This window comes from Chryseobacterium sp. CFS15, assembly GCF_031118795.1.
Taxonomy (GTDB): Bacteria; Bacteroidota; Bacteroidia; order Flavobacteriales; family Weeksellaceae; genus Chryseobacterium; species Chryseobacterium indoltheticum.
Window position 1 is genome coordinate 119,082 of record NZ_JAVHYL010000003.1, and the last position, 20,387, is coordinate 139,468.

Consider the following 20,387-nt stretch of genomic DNA (forward strand, 5'->3'; position numbering starts at 1 on the left):
AAATGGAACTTCCAAAACTGAACTTTCAGGAAACTTTTGATTTTAAATTCAAGAAAGACAAAGATAAGTTTTTTATTTATGACTTGGTCCGTAAAACTTACCTTTTGCTCACTCCCGAAGAGTGGGTTCGGCAGCATTGGGTTCATTATTATCTCACCGTAAAATCCTATTCTGCATCTGCTTTAATTACCGAAAAAAAGATTGTTTTGAATGGTTTAACAAAGCGTATTGATCTTTTAATCACAGAAAAAGCTCAGCCAAAAATTCTGATTGAATGTAAAGCACCACAAATCAAATTAACCGAAAAAACATTCGAACAGACTGCACGATACAATTCTGTAATCGGTGCTTCTGAAATCATTTTGACGAATGGTCTGCAGCATATAAATGCGTATTACGAAAACGAACAATACCAGTTTTATAAATAATATTGAGATTAAGATTGACGTCTAGACCTTGCGCCAACCTTAACCTTAACCTTAACCTTAACCTTAACCTTAACCTTAAAAAAAGTATGGAAATCAAAAATATAATATTCGATTTTGGAGGTGTTTTGATGGATTGGAATCCGAGGTATTTTTTCAAAACCTACTTTAATGATGATGAGAAAATGGAATATTTTCTTGAAAACATTGCCCAGGACGAATGGAATATCGAGCAAGACAGAGGAAGAACTTTGGCAGAAGGCACCGAAATTCAGATTAAAAAATTTCCGGATTGGGAAAGAGAACTAAGAGCCTATTATGATAACTGGCCGGTCATGCTAAAAAGCGACATTTCTCATAATGTGGAAGTTCTGAGAAAGCTCGCAAATACTTCCTACCAACTATACGGATTAACAAACTGGTCTGAAGAAACTTTTCCTTACGCTTTAGAAAACTATGATTTTTTTCAGTTATTTGAGGGAAAAATTGTGGTTTCCGGAACAGAAAAATTAATAAAACCAGACCCTAAAATCTGGCATGTTTTATTGGAAAGATATCAATTGGAAGCTGGTGAATCGGTTTTCATTGATGATAATTTTAAAAATATTGAAATGGCGAAAACTTTAGGTTTTAAAACCATTCATATTTTACTGGAAACTGATTTGGAGGCTGAACTAAATAAATTAGGCGTAAAATTTGAATAACTACAGCTTTATAACATTTTGTTAATCTTGATAATAAGTAATTTTATTAATTTAGATGAGGATTATTGGTTTCAACAAATAAACCAATTATTTTGTTATTCTGAAAGAATTCAAACGATTAAAGAGTTTTTATAGCAATCATTTTTATTGCATTGTAAAAATCCTTTCAGGAGCACAAAGATCTGTCAACTATGTTGTAAAAAAATTGTAAATCTGACCAATACCTAGCCCTGATTGTAGTGAAAATCCTTTTTTTGAAAAAAAAGATTGCAACGAAAAGCAGGAAAAAGCTTCAAAAATAAATTACAAAATATGATACGTTCAATATTATTATCCGCATTTCTTATGAGTTCAGGAACTATTTTCAGTCAGAATTTAAAAACAGTGTCTTATCAGGACGGTTCACAAAAACTGAATGGTTTGGTAACATCCAATGCCGGAAAAAAACTTCCGGGGGTTTTAATTCTTCCAGCCTGGAAAGGAATTGATGACGAAGCAAAAACTGCAGCGGCAGATTTAGAAAAGCAGGGTTATATCGCATTTATTGCCGATATTTACGGCGAAGGAAACATTCCAACTGATAATACTTCAGCGGCAAAAACTGCCGGATTTTATAAAAAAGACTATGCAGCTTATCAAAAAAGAATTTCCCTGGCTTTGGAACAATTGAAGAAAAACGGAGCGGTTTCAGATAAAATTGCAGTAATCGGTTATTGCTTTGGCGGAACCGGAGCTTTAGAATCTGCGAGAGGAAAACTGCCTGTTGTTGGTGTTGTTTCCATTCACGGAAGCATCGGAAAAGACCAATCGAGACCGAATGAAACTATTTCAACTAAAATTTTAGTAGAAAATCCTGCAGAAGATAAAAGTGTAACGCCGGAAGATTACAATAATCTGGTTAAAGAAATGAATGAAGGTAAAGCAGATTGGCAAATTATTACATACGCCAATTCAAAACATACTTTCACTGACCCAAAATCTGCAGACTATAATCCTGTAATGGCAAAAAGAGCATGGAATCATACGCTACTATTTTTGAAAGAAATTTTGAAGTAATTAAGCAACAATAAATTAAAAACAACCTCAGTAATCGAGGTTGTTTCTGTTTATAAATCACTGATTGTATTACAATTTGAACACCACCAGTATTCTGATTCTTTATCTTTTAATTTTGTTTTTGTTTTCTCTTCACAATTTTCACAGACACATTCATCATTCTCGTTTTCTTTTGCTTCGTAGTCGCAATTAAAACAACTCCAACTCGTCAAATGAGTTTTTCCGTTGATAAACCAAGTGAAGGAATTTTCTTTACACTTTGGGCAAATTTGTAACGCCATATTTAATTATTTCTTTTCTTCTTCTCTATTCACCAAATCCATCGAAAATGCCGGAAGACAAATCGCAATATATTCGCAAGGTTCTGAAAACGGATTGCTGTAACGGATTCTTGCTCCTTTTTCAATCAAAATACTTTGTCCTTTTTCCAAAATGACATTTTCTCCATCAATTTCAAATTGTTTTTTACCGGAAATAATGATGGTGAATTCATCAAATTCGGGAGTTTGATGAGGCTCACTCCAATCTGGCGGAGCAACCATATGCGCAATTGATATGTTTGGATTTTGGGTTGAATTTCCCCAATGTTCTTCAATTAATTTCCCATCGGTTGTAGGAACTACAAATGGAGATTTCTGAATTTTATATTTTTTCATTATACTATTATTATTTTAACGCAAAATTCGCAAAGATTTATTTAATTCTGCCTTCTTCTAAGTTACACAAAGCCGTTTCACTTATAAAAGCTAACAAAATTTTTATAGTTACGTGCAAGTTATAATTTAATCTTCACCGGATTTAGCTGATTAATTTTAGGAATTAAAATCTGCAAAATCAGCATAATCTGCGAGAAAATTCATTTAAGTTTTATCAACTTTAAAATGATTTTCTTTTGTGATTTCGTACACAAAATTCGTTCTTGTCGGCTCTCCGAAATAAGCTACTTCTTCTTCCGCAATCTTCTTTCCGCCTAATCTTTCTAATGCAATTTGAGAACGGAAATTTTCTTTTCCAATGTGGAAGTGAACTTTGTCTACAAATTGGAAAATATAATCCAGCATCAGCTTTTTAACTTGCGGATTAATGCCTTTTCCCCACGAATTTGCTCCATAAAAAGTATAGCCAATGAAAATACGATTTTCAGATTCGTCAAAATCATAAAAACGGGTACTTCCTAAAAAATTTCCGGTAGACTTTTCAACGATTTTAAAAGCGCCCTGACTTTCCATTGCTCCTTTAAAAAAGTTTTCAAAAACCTCTCTTTTGTAGCGGTCTTTATTCGGATGTTGTTCCCAGACTTTAGGATCTGAAGCCACTTCGTACAATAACTCAAAATCCCCTTTTTGTAAGGGGATTAATTGATATTTTTCGTTTTCTAAAACAGGTTGAATAGAAAAATTCATTTTTTATAAATTTGAATCTTAGCTTTTTGCTTTTGCAGCGTCAGATTCTATTTTTTTAATTTCTTTTAATTTTTCAGCAATTTTGGTTACTGCTTCAGGTTTTGCAGGTTTTAAAGCTACTTCAGCTTGAGCCATATCCCATTTAATAACAAGATTTCCTGAATTTTCATCTGTTGGGTTTAAAGTAATTTCAAACCACTCTTGTTTATCAGCTAATTTATTAACGGGAACCGTTACGTCCACAACGTCCTGTTTTGGGTCATAAGTATAAGCTCCCCACTGTTGAAAATCTTTATTTAAAATAACTTTCCAATCTTTTTCTGTTGGTACGATAAACAAACCATAAGTTCCTGCTGGAACAGTTTTTCCACCAAAATTAACAGACTGTCCGAATGTGATTTTTGTAGAAGAGTTTGCGCCTGCTCTCCAAACTTGTCCGTAAGGAACCAATTCTCCGAATATTTTTCTTCCTTTCACTCCAGGTCTGCCGTAATCTACAGAGATTTTTGACATTGAAAACTGCTGTTCTACTTTCTGACGCGGACTAGCTGCAGGTACCGAATAATCTTGTGCGAAGCTTAAAGCCGAAGCAGATATACAAACTGCAAATAATAATTTTTTCACTTTTAAAATTTTGTCTAAAATTACAAAATCGAGTTCAAAAATCACTTTTTGGGATTGCTAAATTTTGTTAAATTAAATTGATGAGCAAGATCGCAATTAATAATAGAAGTAGCAACAATTCTTAAATTTAATGAAACAAAAACCTCATAAAAATATGAGGTTTTAAAATATATGAGAAAAATTTATTCCGGCATTGCTTTCCATTTCTGCAGAATAGCAGTATAAAAATACATGAAAACAAAACCTATTATCAGAATGATATAACTTATCATAAAGCCTAAATCTTCAAAAATGTTCGGACAGTTTTGATAAGTATAATCGTAATCTATATGGGTAACCGGTAATTGACATGCTGCTTTCTGATGAATACTGATAATTGCAAAAATTAAAAGCACCAACAGTACAAAACCGTTCAGAGAAATATTAATCAAAACAGATGATACCATTTTGCTGGTCAAATTCATTTTCAATAACGGAATCAATAGAATGACGAGACCGATAAACAAAACAAAATAGGCAACAAAAAACTCTTCCCGGCCTCTGAAAGTAAGTCCGTAAAACACAGTAATCAACGTAATAGACAAGGTTAAAACGCCTGCACTAATCACACTGAAAAGCAATGAACGAAGCCCGGTAATTCTGAATCCGAAAATAAAAGTAGAAAGGAAAAATGCAATCCAGATGTAAATATGTACGTTATCTGAAAAGAAATCATCTTTCTTCACAGAATCTACATTTTTAAGCAGATCTTTCATGTTTTCAGACAGATAATAATACTCTGTCATATTGTTTTTTACATATTTATCCGGAGCAATCTGTTGATTGATTTCAGGATTAAATTCTCTGATTTTTATACTGTCCTTAGCATTATCAGTGGTTGCCACAGCAGAATCTACATCCACTGTTTCTTCATAATACTCATCTTCATCATATCTTGTTTTTCCATCATAATCTTTGATGAAATAACGGACTTCAAAATTTGGGTTATCTTTTGAGTAGATCATAGAAACCCATTTTTTAGCATTCAAATTATTCCTAACGCTGTACGTTTTAGAAATAGAAAGAAAATCATCAAAAAGTTTTTCTAATTCTGCAGAATTTTTTGAATTTAAAAGTGTTGCCGTTTTTTGATTAATATTCGCTTTTTTATTTTTAAGAATATAATCAGGCGAATCTTTATCATAGTAAACAACTTCTGTAGCTCCTACTCCATTATCAAAATCTTTAAAATCATAGTCATAAAAAACTTCGGAAAAATTGTAGAAACTTGGCTGAGTTGTTTTAATAGATGATGAAAGATCTACAACGTCTTTTTTGTAATAAAAAGTTTCAAATTTCTCTTGTTCGTCAGAATAAGCGGGCTGTATTTTTTTAGAATATTCAGGATTTGGAGGAATAAAATTCCCTCGCTTATCTTTTTGATGAGATTTCTTTGAATACAATGAATAATACTGATAAACTCTGTTGTAGTAAACAAAAAACTTTTTGTTTCGGTCTATTTTCTCAATATTATTTTCACAGTACAAATCGAAGAAAGGCTTTGGAAACAATCTGTTCTCTAAAGTATAAGACTCTATATTTTGAGAAAGAAAAGGTGCAGTTCGGTTGATGATATCAACGTTTTTTGCCATTTCCTGATCAGGATATTTATTATTGATAAACATCCTAAACCCATTCATATACGAGAAATAAAATGTGGTACACGAGAAAATGATGATAAAATACTGCACAAACTGACCAAACAGTTTTCCTTTGGAAGTAGGATAAAAATTCTTAAACGCATTATTTTTAAGCATCATCAAAAGCCATCCTACAATCAGTAAAATAGAAATAATAAGATGAACGAAAATAACACCGTTTCTGAAATAATCATCTTTTACAGAATACTTTTGCAGCGAAACAGGATCAATATGCGACAGATAACCGATGATAAAAAAGACGATATGAAAAACGAAAGCTGCCAAAAGCATCCATACAATTTTAGTATTCCAGATTGTAGGATATCTTTCGAGCAAATATTGGTTGAATTTATTGAGTTTTTGCATTTTAATTTGAATTAAAAAAGATTAATTAACGAAAAACCTTCTCGTAGAAGACGAGATATTTCTGATGTAAATAATTTCTGCTTTTGCATTTCCTAAAGCTGAAATCACTTCATAAAACTGAGTTTCAGTGGAGAAATAAGCGACGTAGACACCACCATTGAAGTTCAGTTTTTCCAGTTTGAAATCTTTAAAAACTTCGAGCAGTTTATCGCGACTTTCATTAGTATCAATTTCTATGATTAATTGGCTTTCTTCTTCGCCATTCGCATCAGAATTGTCTTTATATTTTCCATTTTTCAGAAAAATTACTTTATCTGAAATCTTTTCAACTTCGTATAATTGTTGAGAACTTAAAATCAAAGCAATCGGATGATTTACCGAATTGGCAATCGATTTTAGATCTTCCAGAATTACCTGCTGCGCCAAAACATCAAGGTTCGCTAAAGGCTCATCCAATAAAAGAATTTCGGGTTTTCTTAGAAGTATTCTCGCTAATTCAAATCGCATTTTGTAACCTGATGAAAGTTCGCTCCATTTCAGATGTTTGTAATTCCACAACCCGAGACGAGCAATCATCATCAACGTTCTGGTTTCGTTTTCTTCAGCAGAAACACCATGATTTGAAAGCACAAATTTCAGATTATCTTTTAGACTTCCGTACCATTTTTCAGTTCGTTGCGGAATATAAACTAACTTTGTTCTAAGATCGTAATCATTTTTTGATTTTTCATTGAAAGAATAGTTTAAACTTCCATCATTAAATGAAATTTCATTCGCCAAAATTCTCAGCAAGGTCGTTTTACCATTTCCATTTTCTCCTACCAAACCATAAACCTGTCCTTTATTGATTTCCACAGAAACCGGACCGAGCGAAAAACGGTTGCTGCCGTAAGATTTTACAATATCTTTTGCTTTCAAAACAGAGTGTTCGGAAACATGCTCTTTTACCTGAACTTTTTCAATTTTGGCGAGAAGATTTTTCGATTTTTCAATCAATTCATCGATAGCGTGATTGTGAGTTTCTTTCCAGTCTGTCAAATTAATCGCTTCTTTATAAATCGACATATCCTGAGTGTCGATCGCGCAATCTAACAGTTTTCTGAACCCCAAAACGGTATCTTTATTATCAAAAAAATGGTAGACTTCGGCGACTCTTTGCTGATGTTTCGTCATTTGGTTTATTTAATTTAACCGAAGATAATTATTTTTAAGACAAGTTATATCTAAATGCCGAGAAAAAATTATTCTATATTTGGGGATATTTTTAAGAATCAAAAAATGTTTAAGAAGTTTAGCTGTTTAGCCATTGTTTTATTGAGTTTGAATCCTTTCAAAGCTCAGGAAAAAATTCCATTCAGATTAACTAAACACAACAATATCATTGTAAAAACTTTGGTTAATGATAAAGATTCGCTTCACCTGATGTTTCAGATTGCGATGGAAGATGCTTCAATTTCTCCCGAAAGAATCAGAAAAGCAGATCATATTAAATTTAAGGATGAAATAAGTTATGGAAATACAATAAAAATTGGTAACAAAAAGTATGAAGATATAAGGTTTTTCGACAATGAATTTACCGGTCACGAAGCCGACGGAAAAATAGGAACCGGAATTTTCAAAGACAAATATTTTAAAATCGATTACGATAATAAAGAGTTTGTTACTTATGAGGAAGAGCCCGATTTAAAGGATTATCAACCGATGAATCTGTACGTGAAAAACGGGCAGTTCTACATTATTGCAGATAACGTGGTTGAAAATAAACAACAGGAGGCTTATTTTCTTCTTCAGTCAGGGTATTCAGGCGGGTTGCTGTACAGTAACGAGTTTGCAGAAGCCAATAATTTGAATGAAAAGCTGAAAATTACAGGCGAAAAATCAATGAAAAATTCTGCCGGACAAATTATCACAACGAAGCAAGGAGTTTTACCCTTTCTAAAAGTCGGAAATATTATATTAAAGAATATTAGCGCAGGATTTTTCACAGGAGACCTCAAAACACAGCACGCAAATTATTTTGCAGCCGATGTGATGCGCAGATTCAACTGGATTTTTGACAAAGACAGAAAGATGGTTTACATAAAACCAAATACGTATTTTGACGAGCCTTATTATAAGATTAATTAACCCATTCCGGCCATAATCGACATATAATAATTGGCGCAATGTAGAGAATTCAACAGCAAAATATTTTTATTGTTTAAGCTTTCAAATATAGAAGTGGTTGTAATTTTATATCCGTAATTCAAATTATTCCATTTAAAATTAGGCTTCATCATCAAAAGTTCACTTCCTTTTTGGTCGGTAAGCACAAATGATTCGTTGAAAAAAACTCGATGTTTGAAAATGTAACTTTTCTCATCATCAAAATATGTTTCTATAATAATATTGCTGCCCCAATTGATCGTAAATTTGAGAAGAACTTTTTTCCCATCAAGAACTTCAACAGTTGTTCCCCAAAAACCTATTGGTTCAACCAGATATTTAGAATTTGAAATTTCAATTTCAGCATTGAATTTAAACCAGTTTTTATAATTCAACGTTGCGATTTGCTTTCCGTCTTTTGTTATTTTAAAATCGGTGTATTTTTCTGCGATAGCCAGATATTCCATATTTGTGTTTTTATGAATCTTGAAGATACATTTTTTCTGGTATTAAATAGTAATAATTTAGTTTAAAACATAAACAATTGACAGATCAATAATAAATCTGCATCATCTCAAACTATCTTGTACTATCCTGCCCTATTCATTTTTTATTCGAAAAATTATTATACTTTTAAAAAGTCGAAAAAGATTACCATTTCAATTTCGAAAAATCAAAAGTTTATAATCACTTGTGCAACCGATTGCTCACACATTTATAAACTGCAAAAAATTAAAACAAGACCAGATCAATGAACACCAATAATCCTGAAGATACATTTTCTTCATTATCAAAAAAAAGAAATTACGGTTTTCCGCTTATTCTTATCACGAGTTTGTTTTTCTTTTGGGGTTTTATTCATAATCTTGATCCGATCTTGATTAAACACTTGCGAAGTGCTTTCCAACTCAATCATTTCCAAGCTTCATTAGTCGATTCATCTGTTTTTGCAGCGTACTTTTTACTGGCAATTCCTGCGGGAATGATTATTCAGAAATATGGTTACAAAACCGGAATTCTGGTAGGTTTATTCTTTTTCGCGGCTGGATGTTTTATGTTTGTTCCGGCTGCCAACACAGTCAGCTATCCGTTTTTTCTGGGAGCTCTTTTTGTATTGTCATGTGGTCTTGCAGTTCTGGAAACCGCCGCAAACCCGTACATTACCGTTTTAGGTGCACCCGAAAAAGCAACCCAAAGATTAAACTTTGCACAGTCTTTTAATGGTTTAGCAGCTTCTATTGCTCCTATCGTTGGTGGAATTTTTATTCTAAGCGAAGAACCAAAATCACAGCAAGAACTTTCCGGACTCGATCAGGCAGCAAAACTAGCTTATATTCATGCTGAAACTTCACTCGTAAAAGGACCTTACATCATATTGGGGTTGATCATTTTGCTGGTTATGTTTTTATTTTTATTCGTAAAACTACCGGAAGTAACGGAGAGCAAGGAAAAATCAACAAAGAATTTTCTGCAGGTTTTAGGGGTTAAAAATGTAGGATGGGGCGTTCTTGCACAGTTTTTCTATATTGGAGCACAAATTTATATCTTTAGTTTTCTTTTGGTTTTTGCGGAAGACGCAATTAATATGAAAGGTCAGGAAGCAAAATATTATGCAGGTATAGCAGGATTTTTATTTATGATCGGTCGTTTTGCAGGAACTTTTTTCATGAAGTATATTTCACCCCAAAAATTATTGAAAATCTACAGTGTCATCAGCATTGCTCTTACGATTTGGGTTATTTTCGGATCAGGAATCTCGACATTGTATGCATTGGTAGTACTCACTTTCTTCATGTCCATCATGTTTCCGACGATTTTTGCTTTGGGAATAGAAGGAGCCGGTGCGGAAACAAAATCTGCATCCAGTTTATTAATTATGTCAATTGTAGGAGGTGCCATTATACCACCGATTGCAAGTAAAATCACAGATATTTCGGGAAATATTCATTTCTCATATATTGTTCCTTTACTCTGTTTTATCATTGTATTTCTGTTTTCATTAAGATTTAAAAATAAAAAATCTTCAATATAATTATGATTAAAATTACTATTAAGAACATTTGTGATCTTCCTTGAGCAGCGCCTTTGCGAACGAAAAATATGCAGAACAATATTAAAAAGAATCTTTGCGCACTTTGCGTTAAAAAAACAGATTAAAATGAGCAATTTAATTTTAAAAATAAATCATAAAGATAATGTTTTAGTCGCTTTGCAGGATATTCCGGCAGAAACTGAAATCATTTTCGAAGGAGCTACTTATACAACTTTAGAAGCAATCCCTGCCAAACATAAATTCTTTATGAATGACATGAAGCAAGGCGATGAAATCTTTATGTATGGCGTTTTGGTCGGTAAAGTACAGTACGATCTCGCAGCGGGAACCCGAATGACGACTGACAACACGAAACATGCAGCCGAACCTTATTACTATCGTGATGTTGATTATCACTGGACAAAACCTGATGTGTCAAGATTTTTACATAAAACTTTTAAAGGGTACCACCGTTCCAATGGCGATGTTGGTACGGCAAATTACTGGCTGTTTATTCCCACTGTATTCTGTGAAAACCGTAATCTTGATATTATTAAAGAATCTCTTTATGACAATTTAGGGTATGCGGTGGATGCAAAATACAAAGACTACACGCATCAATTAGTTGAAGCCATTTCTAAAGGCGAAAACATTGATGATATTAATTTTTCACCTTCAAATATTCCTGCAAAAGAAAGAGTTTTTAAAAATGTAGACGGAATTAAATTTCTCAATCATACCGGTGGTTGCGGCGGAACAAGACAGGATGCGGATACGCTCAGTAAACTGTTGGCGTCTTATGCAGATCATCCCAATGTTGGCGGAATCACTTTGCTAAGTTTGGGTTGTCAACATCTTCAGATCGATAATTTTAAAAAAGATTTATACAACAGAAATCCTGATTTTGATAAACCTTTACTTGTTTTTGAACAACAAAAAGCGGTAAGTGAAGAAACCATGATCAAAAATGCCATTTTTGAAACCCTGAAAGGACTTTTAGAAATTAATAAAATTGAACGTGAAGATGCACCGATAAGCAAACTTTGTGTTGGTGTAAAATGTGGCGGAAGTGATGGTTTCAGTGGTATTTCAGCCAATCCGGCTGTAGGACATCTTGCCGATATTCTTTCGGTTTTGGGCGCTAAAGTTTTGCTTGCTGAGTTCCCGGAATTGTGTGGTGTCGAACAGGAATTAATAGATCGTGCGGTAGACAAGCCAACCGCAGAAAAATTCATTAGGCTGATGACAGAATATGATGAACTAGCTCATGCAGTCGGTTCAGGATTTTATATGAATCCATCACCGGGAAATATCAAGGACGGACTAATCACAGATGCTATAAAATCTGCAGGTGCAGCAAAAAAAGGAGGTTCTGCCCCTGTTGTAGATGTTTTGGATTATACTGAACCTGCAACAAAACCTGGATTGAGTTTGGTTTGTACTCCTGGAAATGATGTGGAAGCGACCACGGGAAAAGCTGCTTCAGGAGCTACTTTAATTCTGTTCACGACAGGTCTTGGTACACCGACAGGAAATCCAGTTTGTCCGGTTATTAAGGTGGCCACCAATACAGTATTGGCAACGAAAATGTCGGATATTATTGATATCGATACAGGTGCAGTTGTGCGTGGTGAAAAAACCATTCAGGAAATGGGAGAAGATATTTTAGATTTCTGTATCGATGTTGCCAGCGGAATTATTATTCCTAAAGCCGTGGCGTTGAATCAGGATGATTTTATTCCTTGGAAAAGAGGGGTGAGTCTTTAATGATGTAATGATGTGTAACTTAAATTTTTAACGCAAAGATTTCATTTTAACAATGAAAATTTAAGGAGCAAAGAATATCGACCACGTCGATTAAGCTTGAAAAAAGAGACTGAATTTAATTTAAATTTACATAAGCCTATAAAATTTAAATATGTACCATTTAACAGAAAGTTTGATTATTAAAATGAACATTGAAGAGACAGAGAGTATCTAACAATTCGAATTAAGCTAGACAAAATTTTGCTTTAGCTTAAAATCAATTTTATTGATTATTCTTTGTTCCTTAAAGTCAGCATCATCAAAATAAAATCTTTGCGTTAAAATTAGACGTTATAAAATAAAATTTAAACAACAATTATAAAAATGTTTTCATTAAAAAATAAAAAAGCCGTAGTAACGGGCGGCGGAAGCGGAATTGGGCAAGCAATCGCGGTTCAGCTTGCAGCCAATGGTGCAGAAATTCACATTCTCGAAATAACAGAACAAAACGGACAGGAAACGTTGGAAAAAATAAAATCCTCCGGAGGAAATGCTACGATTTACGCTTGTGATGTTTCAAAGCAGAAAGATGTTTTAGCCGTTTTCGATCAAATTGGAGCGATCAATATTCTAGTTAATAATGCCGGAATTGCGCACATCGGAAAAGCAGATACAACTTCAGAAGAAGATTTTGACAAAATTTATAATGTCAATATCAAAGGTGTCTACAATTGTTTGTTTGCTGCCATTCCACAGATGAGAAAATCAGGAGGTGGTGTGATTATCAATATGGCTTCCATTGCCGCATTGGTCGGAATTCCTGACCGTTTTGCGTACAGCACGGCTAAAGGTGCTGTAAAAGCAATGACGATGAGTGTTGCAAAAGATTATATTAATGAAAATATTCGTTGTAATTCTATTTCTCCGGCGCGTGTACATACGCCTTTCGTGGATGGATTTTTAAAGAATAATTATCCTGATAAAATCGAAGAAATGTTTGAAAAGCTGTCGAAAACTCAACCAATTGGAAGAATGGCTCAACCTGAGGAAGTTGCCTCTTTAGCACTTTACCTTTGCAGTGATGAAGCTTCATTTATCACTGGTGTAGATTATCCTATTGATGGTGGTTTTACCACTTTGAATAATTAAAATCTGTTTAAACTTTGTGAATTTTCACAAAGTTTAAATATTTGACTGCAATCCTAGCCCTGATAGAAACGGCATCCTTTTTTGGGATTGACGGAGCAAAGCGGAGACGATCTCAAAAAAGATATAGTGGATAGCGGGAAAAAGCTCCTCAGAAATCAATAAAATGTAAAATAATATGAAATTAATAAAATTCGGAAAACCTGGACAAGAAAAACCGGGAGTAATTATTGACGATAAAAGATACGATGTTTCTCATTTGATAAAAGATTATGATGAAAACTTTTTCTCAGGTGATGCTATAGAAAATTTAAAATCTGAAATAAATACTCAAAATTTACCCGAAATTTCTCCCGATGAAAGATTGGGTGCACCTTTAGCCAGACCTTCCAAAATCATCTGTGTCGGACTGAATTATAAAGATCACGCTGCAGAAACCAACGCTCCGATTCCGGAGGAACCTATTTTATTTTTTAAGGCTACGACGGCAATCGTTGGTCCAAACGATGATTTGATCATTCCTAAAACCAGTACAAAAACCGACTGGGAAGTTGAGTTGGGCATTGTAATTGGAAAAAAAGCAAGCTATGTTTCTGAGGAAAATGCGCTTGAACACGTTGCAGGATATGTTTTGCATAATGATTATAGCGAAAGAGCATTTCAGCTGGAAAGAAACGGACAATGGGTAAAGGGAAAAAGCTGCGATACTTTTGCGCCAATTGGGCCTTTCATTGCGACGCCGGACGAAATTGAAGATGTTCATAATTTACGTTTGTGGTTGAAAGTTAATGGACAAATTCTGCAAGACGGAAATACTTCCAATCTAATTTTTGATGTGCCATTTATGATAAGCTATATCAGTCAGTTTATGACTTTGCTTCCCGGGGATGTTATCAGTACAGGAACGCCTGCCGGTGTCGGTTTGGGACAAAAACCTGAGCCTTGGTACCTGAAATCGGGTGATGTGGTAGAATTGGGAATTGACGGTTTGGGAAGTAGCACACAAAAAGTAAAAGCGTACGGAGAATGAAAAAATTCTGTCTTGCCTTAGATTTGATTGATGATCCTGAATTAATTGCGGAATACGAAAAATATCATCAAAATGTTTGGACTGACATCAAACAAAGTATTTTGAATTCCGGAATTGTAAATATGGAAATTTATCGTGTTCAAAACAGATTGTTTATGATTGTTGAGGCTGATGAAAATTTTTCTTTCGAAGCTAAAAATGAAGCGGATGAAAAAAACGCAAAAGTTCAGGAATGGGAAGAATTGATGTGGAAATTTCAACAGCAATTACCTAATTCTAAACCAGAAGAAAAATGGCAGTTGATGGATAAAATATTTTCATTATAAATTTCATTTCAGAAAAAAATAATTAAATATGATTATTGATTCTCACGTACATTTTTGGAAATTTAATCCGGTTCGGGATGCATGGATTACGAAAGATATGGCTGTAATCCGAAAGGACTTTCTGCCGGAAGATTTTTCTTTATATTTAAATGAAAATAGCATTGATGGTTGCATTGCGGTTCAGGCGGATCAAAGCGATGAAGAAACGGCTTTTTTGGTCAATTTAGCTAAAGAAAATTCTTTTATTAAAGGTATTGTCGGGTGGATTGATTTAACTTCTGAAAAACTTGAAGAATCGCTTCAAAACTATCAATCTGAAAAACTCATTAAAGGTTTCAGACATATCGCTGAAGGAGAAAAACTTGATTTTTTACTTCAAAAAAATGTACTCAACGGAATCGCTGCACTTCATCAAAATGGCTTTACTTTCGATATTTTGTTGAGACAGGATCAGCTTTCGGATGCAGCGAAACTTTCAGAAAAATTACCAGACCAACCTTTTATTTTAGATCATTGCGGGAAACCAGATCTTAAATCAAATTATTTAAAAGACTGGAAATCTAACATTTCAGAATTGGCTCAAAACCCAAATATCTATTGTAAAATTTCGGGACTTTTAACACAAGGAAACTGGAATATGATTGATGAGAAATCAATTTTTGAAATTTTGGATTTTATTTTTTTAAAATTCGGAATTACGCGTACAGTTTTCGGAAGCGATTGGCCTGTCATGTTATTAGGAGGAAATTATGCTTTGTGGCTGGAATTGATTTCAAAATATGTGAGTCAGTTTTCAAAAGAAGAACAACAGCTTTTTTTCTCTGGAAATGCAATGAAGTTTTACAAATTATAATTTTTTATTACCGCAAAAGTGACAAAAGATTAACACATTAATTATTTTAAGTTTATCATTTAAATGTTAAAAAGAAAATATAAGTTTTAAAAATCTTCGATTTATATTTTGAAAATTTTATACATAAAAACTTTGTGGTCTTTGCTAAGTAGAACGCCTTTGCGAACTTAAAAACAATTAGTAGTTAAAAAAAATCTTTGCGCCCTTTGCGTTTAAAAAACGCTTTAATAAAATTAAATTCAAATTATGAACTTACATCTTGACCATAAAATAATCATCGTAAGCGGCGGTGCAAAAGGCATAGGAAACGCCATTGCAAAAATCTTAGCCGAAGAAAATGCGTTACCAATAATCATTGGCAGAAACGAAGACGACAACAAAAAAGCTATTCAGGAAATCCAGAATCTTGGAGGAAAAGCTGATTTTGTTACCGCTGAACTTTGCCAACCCGATGAATGCAAAAAAGCAATCGATGAAGTTGTAAAAAAATATGGCAAAATAGATGGAATTGTCAATAATGCTGGTGTCAACGATGGTATTGGTCTGGAAAACGGTTCGTATGAAGGGTTTCTTGCATCATATCACAAAAATGTAGTGCATTATTATCTTTTGGTGCATCATGCACTTCCCTATCTTAAAGAAAGCAAAGGTTCCATTGTAAATATCGGCAGCAAGACAGCAGAAACCGGACAAGGCGGAACGTCAGGCTATGCCGCTGCAAATGGCGCAAGAAATGCTTTAACAAGAGAATGGGCAGTAGAGCTTTTACCTTACAGCATTCGTGTAAATGCGATCATTGTTGCTGAAGCATGGACACCGCTTTACGAATCGTGGATTTCTACATTTGAAAATCCCGAAGAAAAACTGAAAAGTATTACTTCAAAAATACCATTTGAAAAACGAATGACAACTTCGGAAGAAATTGCTAATATGGCTGCGTTTCTCCTATCAGAAAAATCTTCTCATACAACGGGGCAACTGATTCATGTGGATGGTGGATATGTGCATTTGGACAGGAGTTTGGGGTAATGACAAGTGTAATTTTATTAAATTCAAATAAATTTATAAATTTGTTTAAAACAAAAAGGATGGAATCTGCTACATTAAAAAACATCAATAAAATTCTTAAAGACGCACCAGAAAATGTTTTGGAAAGAATTTTGGGGTATATAGAAGGTCTTTTGGAAGACGAAGACAATAATTTTAAACTTTCTGATGAACAAAAAGAAAGTCTTCAGGAAATAAAGAAAAGGTCGTACGAGCAGCATACTGACATTGATACTTTTCTTAATGAAATGAGTTCAAAATATGAAATTTAAGTTGATCGTATCTGACGAAGCAAAAGCAGATGTAGAACATGCTTATCTTTACTACAGAACTAAAGTCAATAAAAAAGTTGCAGATAATTTTTTCAAAGATTTTAAATCAAGTTTAAACACAATTTCTAGAAATCCTTATTTTAAAATTTGGTTTGAGGATTTTCATGGAAAATTAATGAAGAAATATCCCTTTCTGATATTTTACACAATAAATAAAAATGCTAAAGTCATTGTTATTTCAAGAGTTTTTCACACCTCGCAAAATCCTGAAAAATATCCATAAAAAAAGCGGAAGATTGTTCTCCCGCTTTCAATTTATCTCAATCTGAAAACTACATCGTTTCCATCTTAAAGCTCATGCTTTCAATCACTTTCAAGATTGCTTCAACTGTATCCATCGATGTTAAACAAGGAACACCATTTTCCACACTCATTCTTCTGATCTGGAAACCGTCTCTTTCAGACTGTTTTCCTTTCGTCATGGTGTTGACAACGTATTGAACTTTTCCTTTTTGAATCAAATCGATTAAGTTGACGCTTTCCTCTCCTATTTTGTATCCTATTTTACAAGGAATCCCTTGTTCTCCGAAAAATTTTGCAGTTCCTTCCGTTGCCCAGATTCTGAAACCAACTTCATGGAATCTTGCTGCCAGATCTGCCGCTTCTTGCTTATGTTTATCAGCAACTGTAAATAGGATTGAACCGTGCATCGGTACTTTTCTTCCTGCAGCAACCAATCCTTTGTAAAGCGCTTTTTCTAAAGTGGTATCTTTCCCCATTACCTCTCCTGTAGACTTCATTTCTGGGCCTAAAGAGATGTCAACTTTCGTTAATTTTGAGAAAGAGAATACCGGAACTTTTACAAAAACACCCTCTTTATTTGGAACCAATCCGTTTTTGTATCCTAAATCTGTTAGTTTTTGTCCTAAAATCGCTTTTGTAGCTAAGTTTGCCATTGGAACTTCCGTGATTTTAGATAAGAAAGGAACTGTTCTAGATGAACGTGGATTCACTTCAATTACATATACATTTCCTTCAAAAAGAACGTATTGAATATTCATTAACCCAATCACTTTCAAACCTTTAGCCAATCTTTGTGTGTAATCTACCAAAGTATCAACTTCGCTTTGTGAAATATTCTGTGGAGGATAAACTGCAATCGAGTCTCCGGAGTGAACTCCCGCTCTTTCGATATGCTCCATAATTCCTGGAATAATTACCGTTTCACCGTCGCAAATCGCATCTACTTCAATTTCTTTCCCAACCATATATCTGTCGACCAAAACAGGGTGTTCCGGACTTGCATCTACCGCAAATTCCATATAATGAGAAAGTTCTGCTTCAGTGTAAACAATTTCCATTGCTCTACCTCCCAAAACGTAGCTTGGACGAACCAATACCGGATAGCCAATCTCATTAGCGATTTTTATCGCTTCTTCTTTTGATGTTGAAGTTTTTCCTAAAGGCTGAGGAATTCCCATTTCCTGAAGGGCTTTTTCAAATTTATCTCTGTTTTCAGCTCTGTCAAGGTCTTCCAAAGAAGTTCCCAAGATCTGAACTCCGTGAGCTGCCAATTTATCAGCTAAATTAATTGCTGTTTGTCCACCAAACTGTACCACAACACCTTTTGGTTTTTCAAGCTCGATGATATTCATTACATCTTCTTCCGTTAAAGGTTCGAAGTATAATTTATCTGAAATTGAGAAGTCTGTAGAAACTGTTTCAGGATTGTTGTTGATGATAATCGCTTCATAACCCATTTCTTTGATTGCCCAAACCGAATGAACTGTTGCGTAATCAAACTCAACCCCTTGTCCGATTCTGATTGGTCCAGAACCCAAAACGATGATTTTTTCTTTGTCTGAAGCTACACTTTCGTTTTCCTCTTCGTAAGTTCCGTAGAAATATGGAGTTTCAGATTCAAATTCAGCAGCACAAGTATCTACCATTTTGTAAACCGGCATTACTCCGTTTTCTTTTCTGAAATTGAAGATTTCACGTTCTTTTACATCCCAAAGAACAGCGATATTTACATCTGCGAAACCTAATTTTTTAGCCTGAATTAAAGTTTCTAAATCAAATTTATTATCAGCAATAACTTTTTCGAAATCAATTAATTTCTTGATTTTCCAGATAAAGAATTTGTCTATTTTACTCCATTCCACGATCTGTTCCCAGTCGTAGCCTCTTCTTAAAGCATCACCGATGATAAATAATCTTTCGTCATCACAAACTCTGATTCTTCTTTCGATTTCTTCTGCAGTAAGTGCTTCTGCCTGTTTTGTTTTTAAACCAATATGTTTAATTCCAGTTTCAAGAGAACGGATTGCTTTTTGTAAAGATTCTTCGAAATTTCTTCCGATAGCCATTACTTCACCCGTCGCTTTCATCTGAGTTGATAATCTTCTGTCTGCTGTTTCGAATTTATCGAATGGGAATCTTGGGAATTTAGTTACCACATAATCTAAAGCCGGCTCAAAACAAGCGTAAGATGTTCCGGTAACCGGATTCATGATTTCATCTAAAGTCAATCCTACCGCAATTTTTGCAGCAATTTTAGCAATTGGATAACCAGTTGCTTTACTTGCCAAAGCCGATGAACGAGAAACTCTCGGATTCACCTCGATGATATAATATTCGAATGAATGTGGGTCTAAAGCCAACTGTACGTTACAACCACCCTCAATTCCTAAAGCTCTGATGATTTTTAACGAAGCGTTTCTCAACAGTTGATATTCTCTGTCAGAAAGTGTTTGAGAAGGTGCCACAACGATTGAGTCACCAGTGTGAACCCCAACCGGATCTATATTTTCCATGTTACAAACCACAATCGCGTTGTCGTTTGCATCACGCATTACTTCGTATTCAATTTCTTTGAAACCTGCAATTGATCTTTCAATCAAACATTGAGTAACCGGACTATATTTTAATCCTAATTCTGCAATTTCTTTTAATTCGGCTTCAGTAGCAGCGATTCCACCACCTGTTCCGCCCATTGTGAAGGCAGGACGAACAATTACCGGATACCCAATTTCATTAGCAAAATTGATTGCTCCTTCCACCGTATTTACGATATCAGATTCAGGAACGGGTTCGTTCAATTCTCTCATCAATTCACGGAAAAGATCTCTGTCTTCCGCTCTGTTGATTGCTGAAAGGGTAGTTCCAAGAACTTCCACTTTACATTCTTCAAGAATTCCTGATTTTTCCAATTCTACCGCCATGTTCAAACCTGTTTGTCCACCAAGAGTAGGTAAAAGTGCATCTGGACGCTCTTTTCTGATGATGTGACTTACAAACTGAAGTGAAATCGGCTCGATGTATACTTTATCAGCGATTTCAACATCTGTCATGATCGTTGCAGGGTTTGAATTAATCAAAATCACTTTGTAGCCTTCTTCTCTCAAAGACAGACAAGCCTGCGTTCCTGCGTAATCAAATTCCGCTGCCTGACCAATGATGATAGGTCCTGAACCGATTACTAAAATTGTTTTTATATCTGTACGTTTTGCCATTTTATATTTTAGATTAAA

Annotated in this window: 20 protein-coding genes; 13 read left to right on the forward strand and 7 right to left on the reverse strand. The window is 34.3% G+C overall.

Features of this window, described 5'->3' with window-relative positions; all coding sequences use genetic code 11:
• The first annotated feature begins 2 nt into the window (after window positions 1–2).
• The 3 genes from OH814_RS05710 to OH814_RS05720 all read left to right on the forward strand — a co-directional run bounded on the left by OH814_RS05710 (window position 3) and on the right by OH814_RS05720 (window position 2,185).
• Complete coding sequence (locus OH814_RS05710) at window positions 3–428, forward strand: type I restriction enzyme HsdR N-terminal domain-containing protein (protein WP_115619361.1); 426 nt, start codon at window positions 3–5, stop codon at window positions 426–428.
• An 86-nt stretch (window positions 429–514) separates the two neighbouring features.
• Window positions 515–1,129, forward strand: a complete 615-nt coding sequence (locus OH814_RS05715) for an HAD family phosphatase (protein ID WP_308827479.1) — start codon at window positions 515–517, stop codon at window positions 1,127–1,129.
• A gap of 312 nt (window positions 1,130–1,441) precedes the next feature.
• Window positions 1,442–2,185 carry a dienelactone hydrolase family protein gene (locus OH814_RS05720; RefSeq protein ID WP_308827480.1) on the forward strand — a complete coding sequence of 248 codons (744 nt, stop codon included), beginning with the start codon at window positions 1,442–1,444 and terminating at the stop codon, window positions 2,183–2,185.
• Between the two features lie 287 nt (window positions 2,186–2,472).
• Here the strand turns inward: OH814_RS05720 and OH814_RS05725 are convergent, their stop codons facing one another.
• The 5 genes from OH814_RS05725 to OH814_RS05745 form a co-directional block, all read right to left on the reverse strand.
• Window positions 2,473–2,841, reverse strand: coding sequence for a cupin domain-containing protein (locus tag OH814_RS05725; protein ID WP_201134638.1), 369 nt, complete (start codon window positions 2,839–2,841; stop codon window positions 2,473–2,475).
• Between the two features lie 204 nt (window positions 2,842–3,045).
• The gene (locus OH814_RS05730) at window positions 3,046–3,588 is read right to left on the reverse strand and encodes a GNAT family N-acetyltransferase (protein WP_308827481.1); all 543 of its coding nucleotides are present in this window, start codon (window positions 3,586–3,588) and stop codon (window positions 3,046–3,048) included.
• Between the two features lie 18 nt (window positions 3,589–3,606).
• Entirely contained in the window at window positions 3,607–4,212 is a 606-nt protein-coding gene (locus OH814_RS05735) for a DUF2911 domain-containing protein (protein WP_076559383.1), read from the reverse strand.
• A 182-nt stretch (window positions 4,213–4,394) separates the two neighbouring features.
• Window positions 4,395–6,257 (reverse strand): hypothetical protein, encoded by a 1,863-nt coding sequence (locus OH814_RS05740; RefSeq protein ID WP_308827482.1) that lies wholly within the window; start codon window positions 6,255–6,257, stop codon window positions 4,395–4,397.
• Window positions 6,258–6,278: 21 nt separating this feature from the next.
• A complete protein-coding gene (locus tag OH814_RS05745; RefSeq protein ID WP_308827483.1) occupies window positions 6,279–7,430 on the reverse strand; it encodes an ABC transporter ATP-binding protein in 1,152 nt (383 codons plus the stop codon).
• 105 nt (window positions 7,431–7,535) lie between these two features.
• On the opposite strand from OH814_RS05745, the gene OH814_RS05750 reads away from it, so the two are divergent.
• Window positions 7,536–8,384 (forward strand): hypothetical protein, encoded by an 849-nt coding sequence (locus tag OH814_RS05750; protein WP_308827484.1) that lies wholly within the window; start codon window positions 7,536–7,538, stop codon window positions 8,382–8,384.
• Here the strand turns inward: OH814_RS05750 and OH814_RS05755 are convergent.
• Window positions 8,381–8,869, reverse strand: a complete 489-nt coding sequence (locus OH814_RS05755; protein WP_308827485.1) for a hypothetical protein — start codon at window positions 8,867–8,869, stop codon at window positions 8,381–8,383. The genes OH814_RS05750 and OH814_RS05755 overlap by 4 nt on opposite strands.
• Window positions 8,870–9,153: 284 nt before the next feature.
• On the opposite strand from OH814_RS05755, the gene fucP reads away from it, so the two are divergent.
• The 9 genes from fucP to OH814_RS05800 all read left to right on the forward strand — a co-directional run bounded on the left by fucP (window position 9,154) and on the right by OH814_RS05800 (window position 17,137).
• Complete coding sequence (fucP, locus tag OH814_RS05760) at window positions 9,154–10,434, forward strand: L-fucose:H+ symporter permease (RefSeq protein WP_308827486.1); 1,281 nt, start codon at window positions 9,154–9,156, stop codon at window positions 10,432–10,434.
• Between the two features lie 126 nt (window positions 10,435–10,560).
• Window positions 10,561–12,201, forward strand: coding sequence for an altronate dehydratase family protein (locus OH814_RS05765; protein ID WP_308827487.1), 1,641 nt, complete (start codon window positions 10,561–10,563; stop codon window positions 12,199–12,201).
• A 363-nt stretch (window positions 12,202–12,564) separates the two neighbouring features.
• A complete protein-coding gene (locus OH814_RS05770) occupies window positions 12,565–13,329 on the forward strand; it encodes a glucose 1-dehydrogenase (RefSeq protein ID WP_308827488.1) in 765 nt (254 codons plus the stop codon).
• 175 nt (window positions 13,330–13,504) lie between these two features.
• The gene (locus OH814_RS05775; protein ID WP_308827489.1) at window positions 13,505–14,356 is read left to right on the forward strand and encodes a fumarylacetoacetate hydrolase family protein; all 852 of its coding nucleotides are present in this window, start codon (window positions 13,505–13,507) and stop codon (window positions 14,354–14,356) included.
• Window positions 14,353–14,682 (forward strand): L-rhamnose mutarotase, encoded by a 330-nt coding sequence (locus tag OH814_RS05780; protein WP_115619373.1) that lies wholly within the window; start codon window positions 14,353–14,355, stop codon window positions 14,680–14,682. The genes OH814_RS05775 and OH814_RS05780 overlap by 4 nt, the downstream gene beginning before the upstream one ends.
• A 28-nt stretch (window positions 14,683–14,710) precedes the next feature.
• Window positions 14,711–15,535, forward strand: coding sequence for an amidohydrolase family protein (locus OH814_RS05785; protein ID WP_308827490.1), 825 nt, complete (start codon window positions 14,711–14,713; stop codon window positions 15,533–15,535).
• Window positions 15,536–15,781: 246 nt separating this feature from the next.
• Window positions 15,782–16,564, forward strand: coding sequence for an SDR family oxidoreductase (locus tag OH814_RS05790; RefSeq protein ID WP_308827491.1), 783 nt, complete (start codon window positions 15,782–15,784; stop codon window positions 16,562–16,564).
• Window positions 16,565–16,623: 59 nt separating this feature from the next.
• Entirely contained in the window at window positions 16,624–16,854 is a 231-nt protein-coding gene (locus OH814_RS05795; RefSeq protein WP_279195271.1) for a hypothetical protein, read from the forward strand.
• Window positions 16,844–17,137, forward strand: a complete 294-nt coding sequence (locus tag OH814_RS05800) for a type II toxin-antitoxin system RelE/ParE family toxin (protein ID WP_308827492.1) — start codon at window positions 16,844–16,846, stop codon at window positions 17,135–17,137. The genes OH814_RS05795 and OH814_RS05800 overlap by 11 nt, the downstream gene beginning before the upstream one ends.
• Before the next feature lie 49 nt (window positions 17,138–17,186).
• Here the strand turns inward: OH814_RS05800 and carB are convergent, their stop codons facing one another.
• Complete coding sequence (gene carB, locus OH814_RS05805; protein ID WP_201134653.1) at window positions 17,187–20,369, reverse strand: carbamoyl-phosphate synthase large subunit; 3,183 nt, start codon at window positions 20,367–20,369, stop codon at window positions 17,187–17,189.
• Window positions 20,370–20,387: the final 18 nt, after the last annotated feature.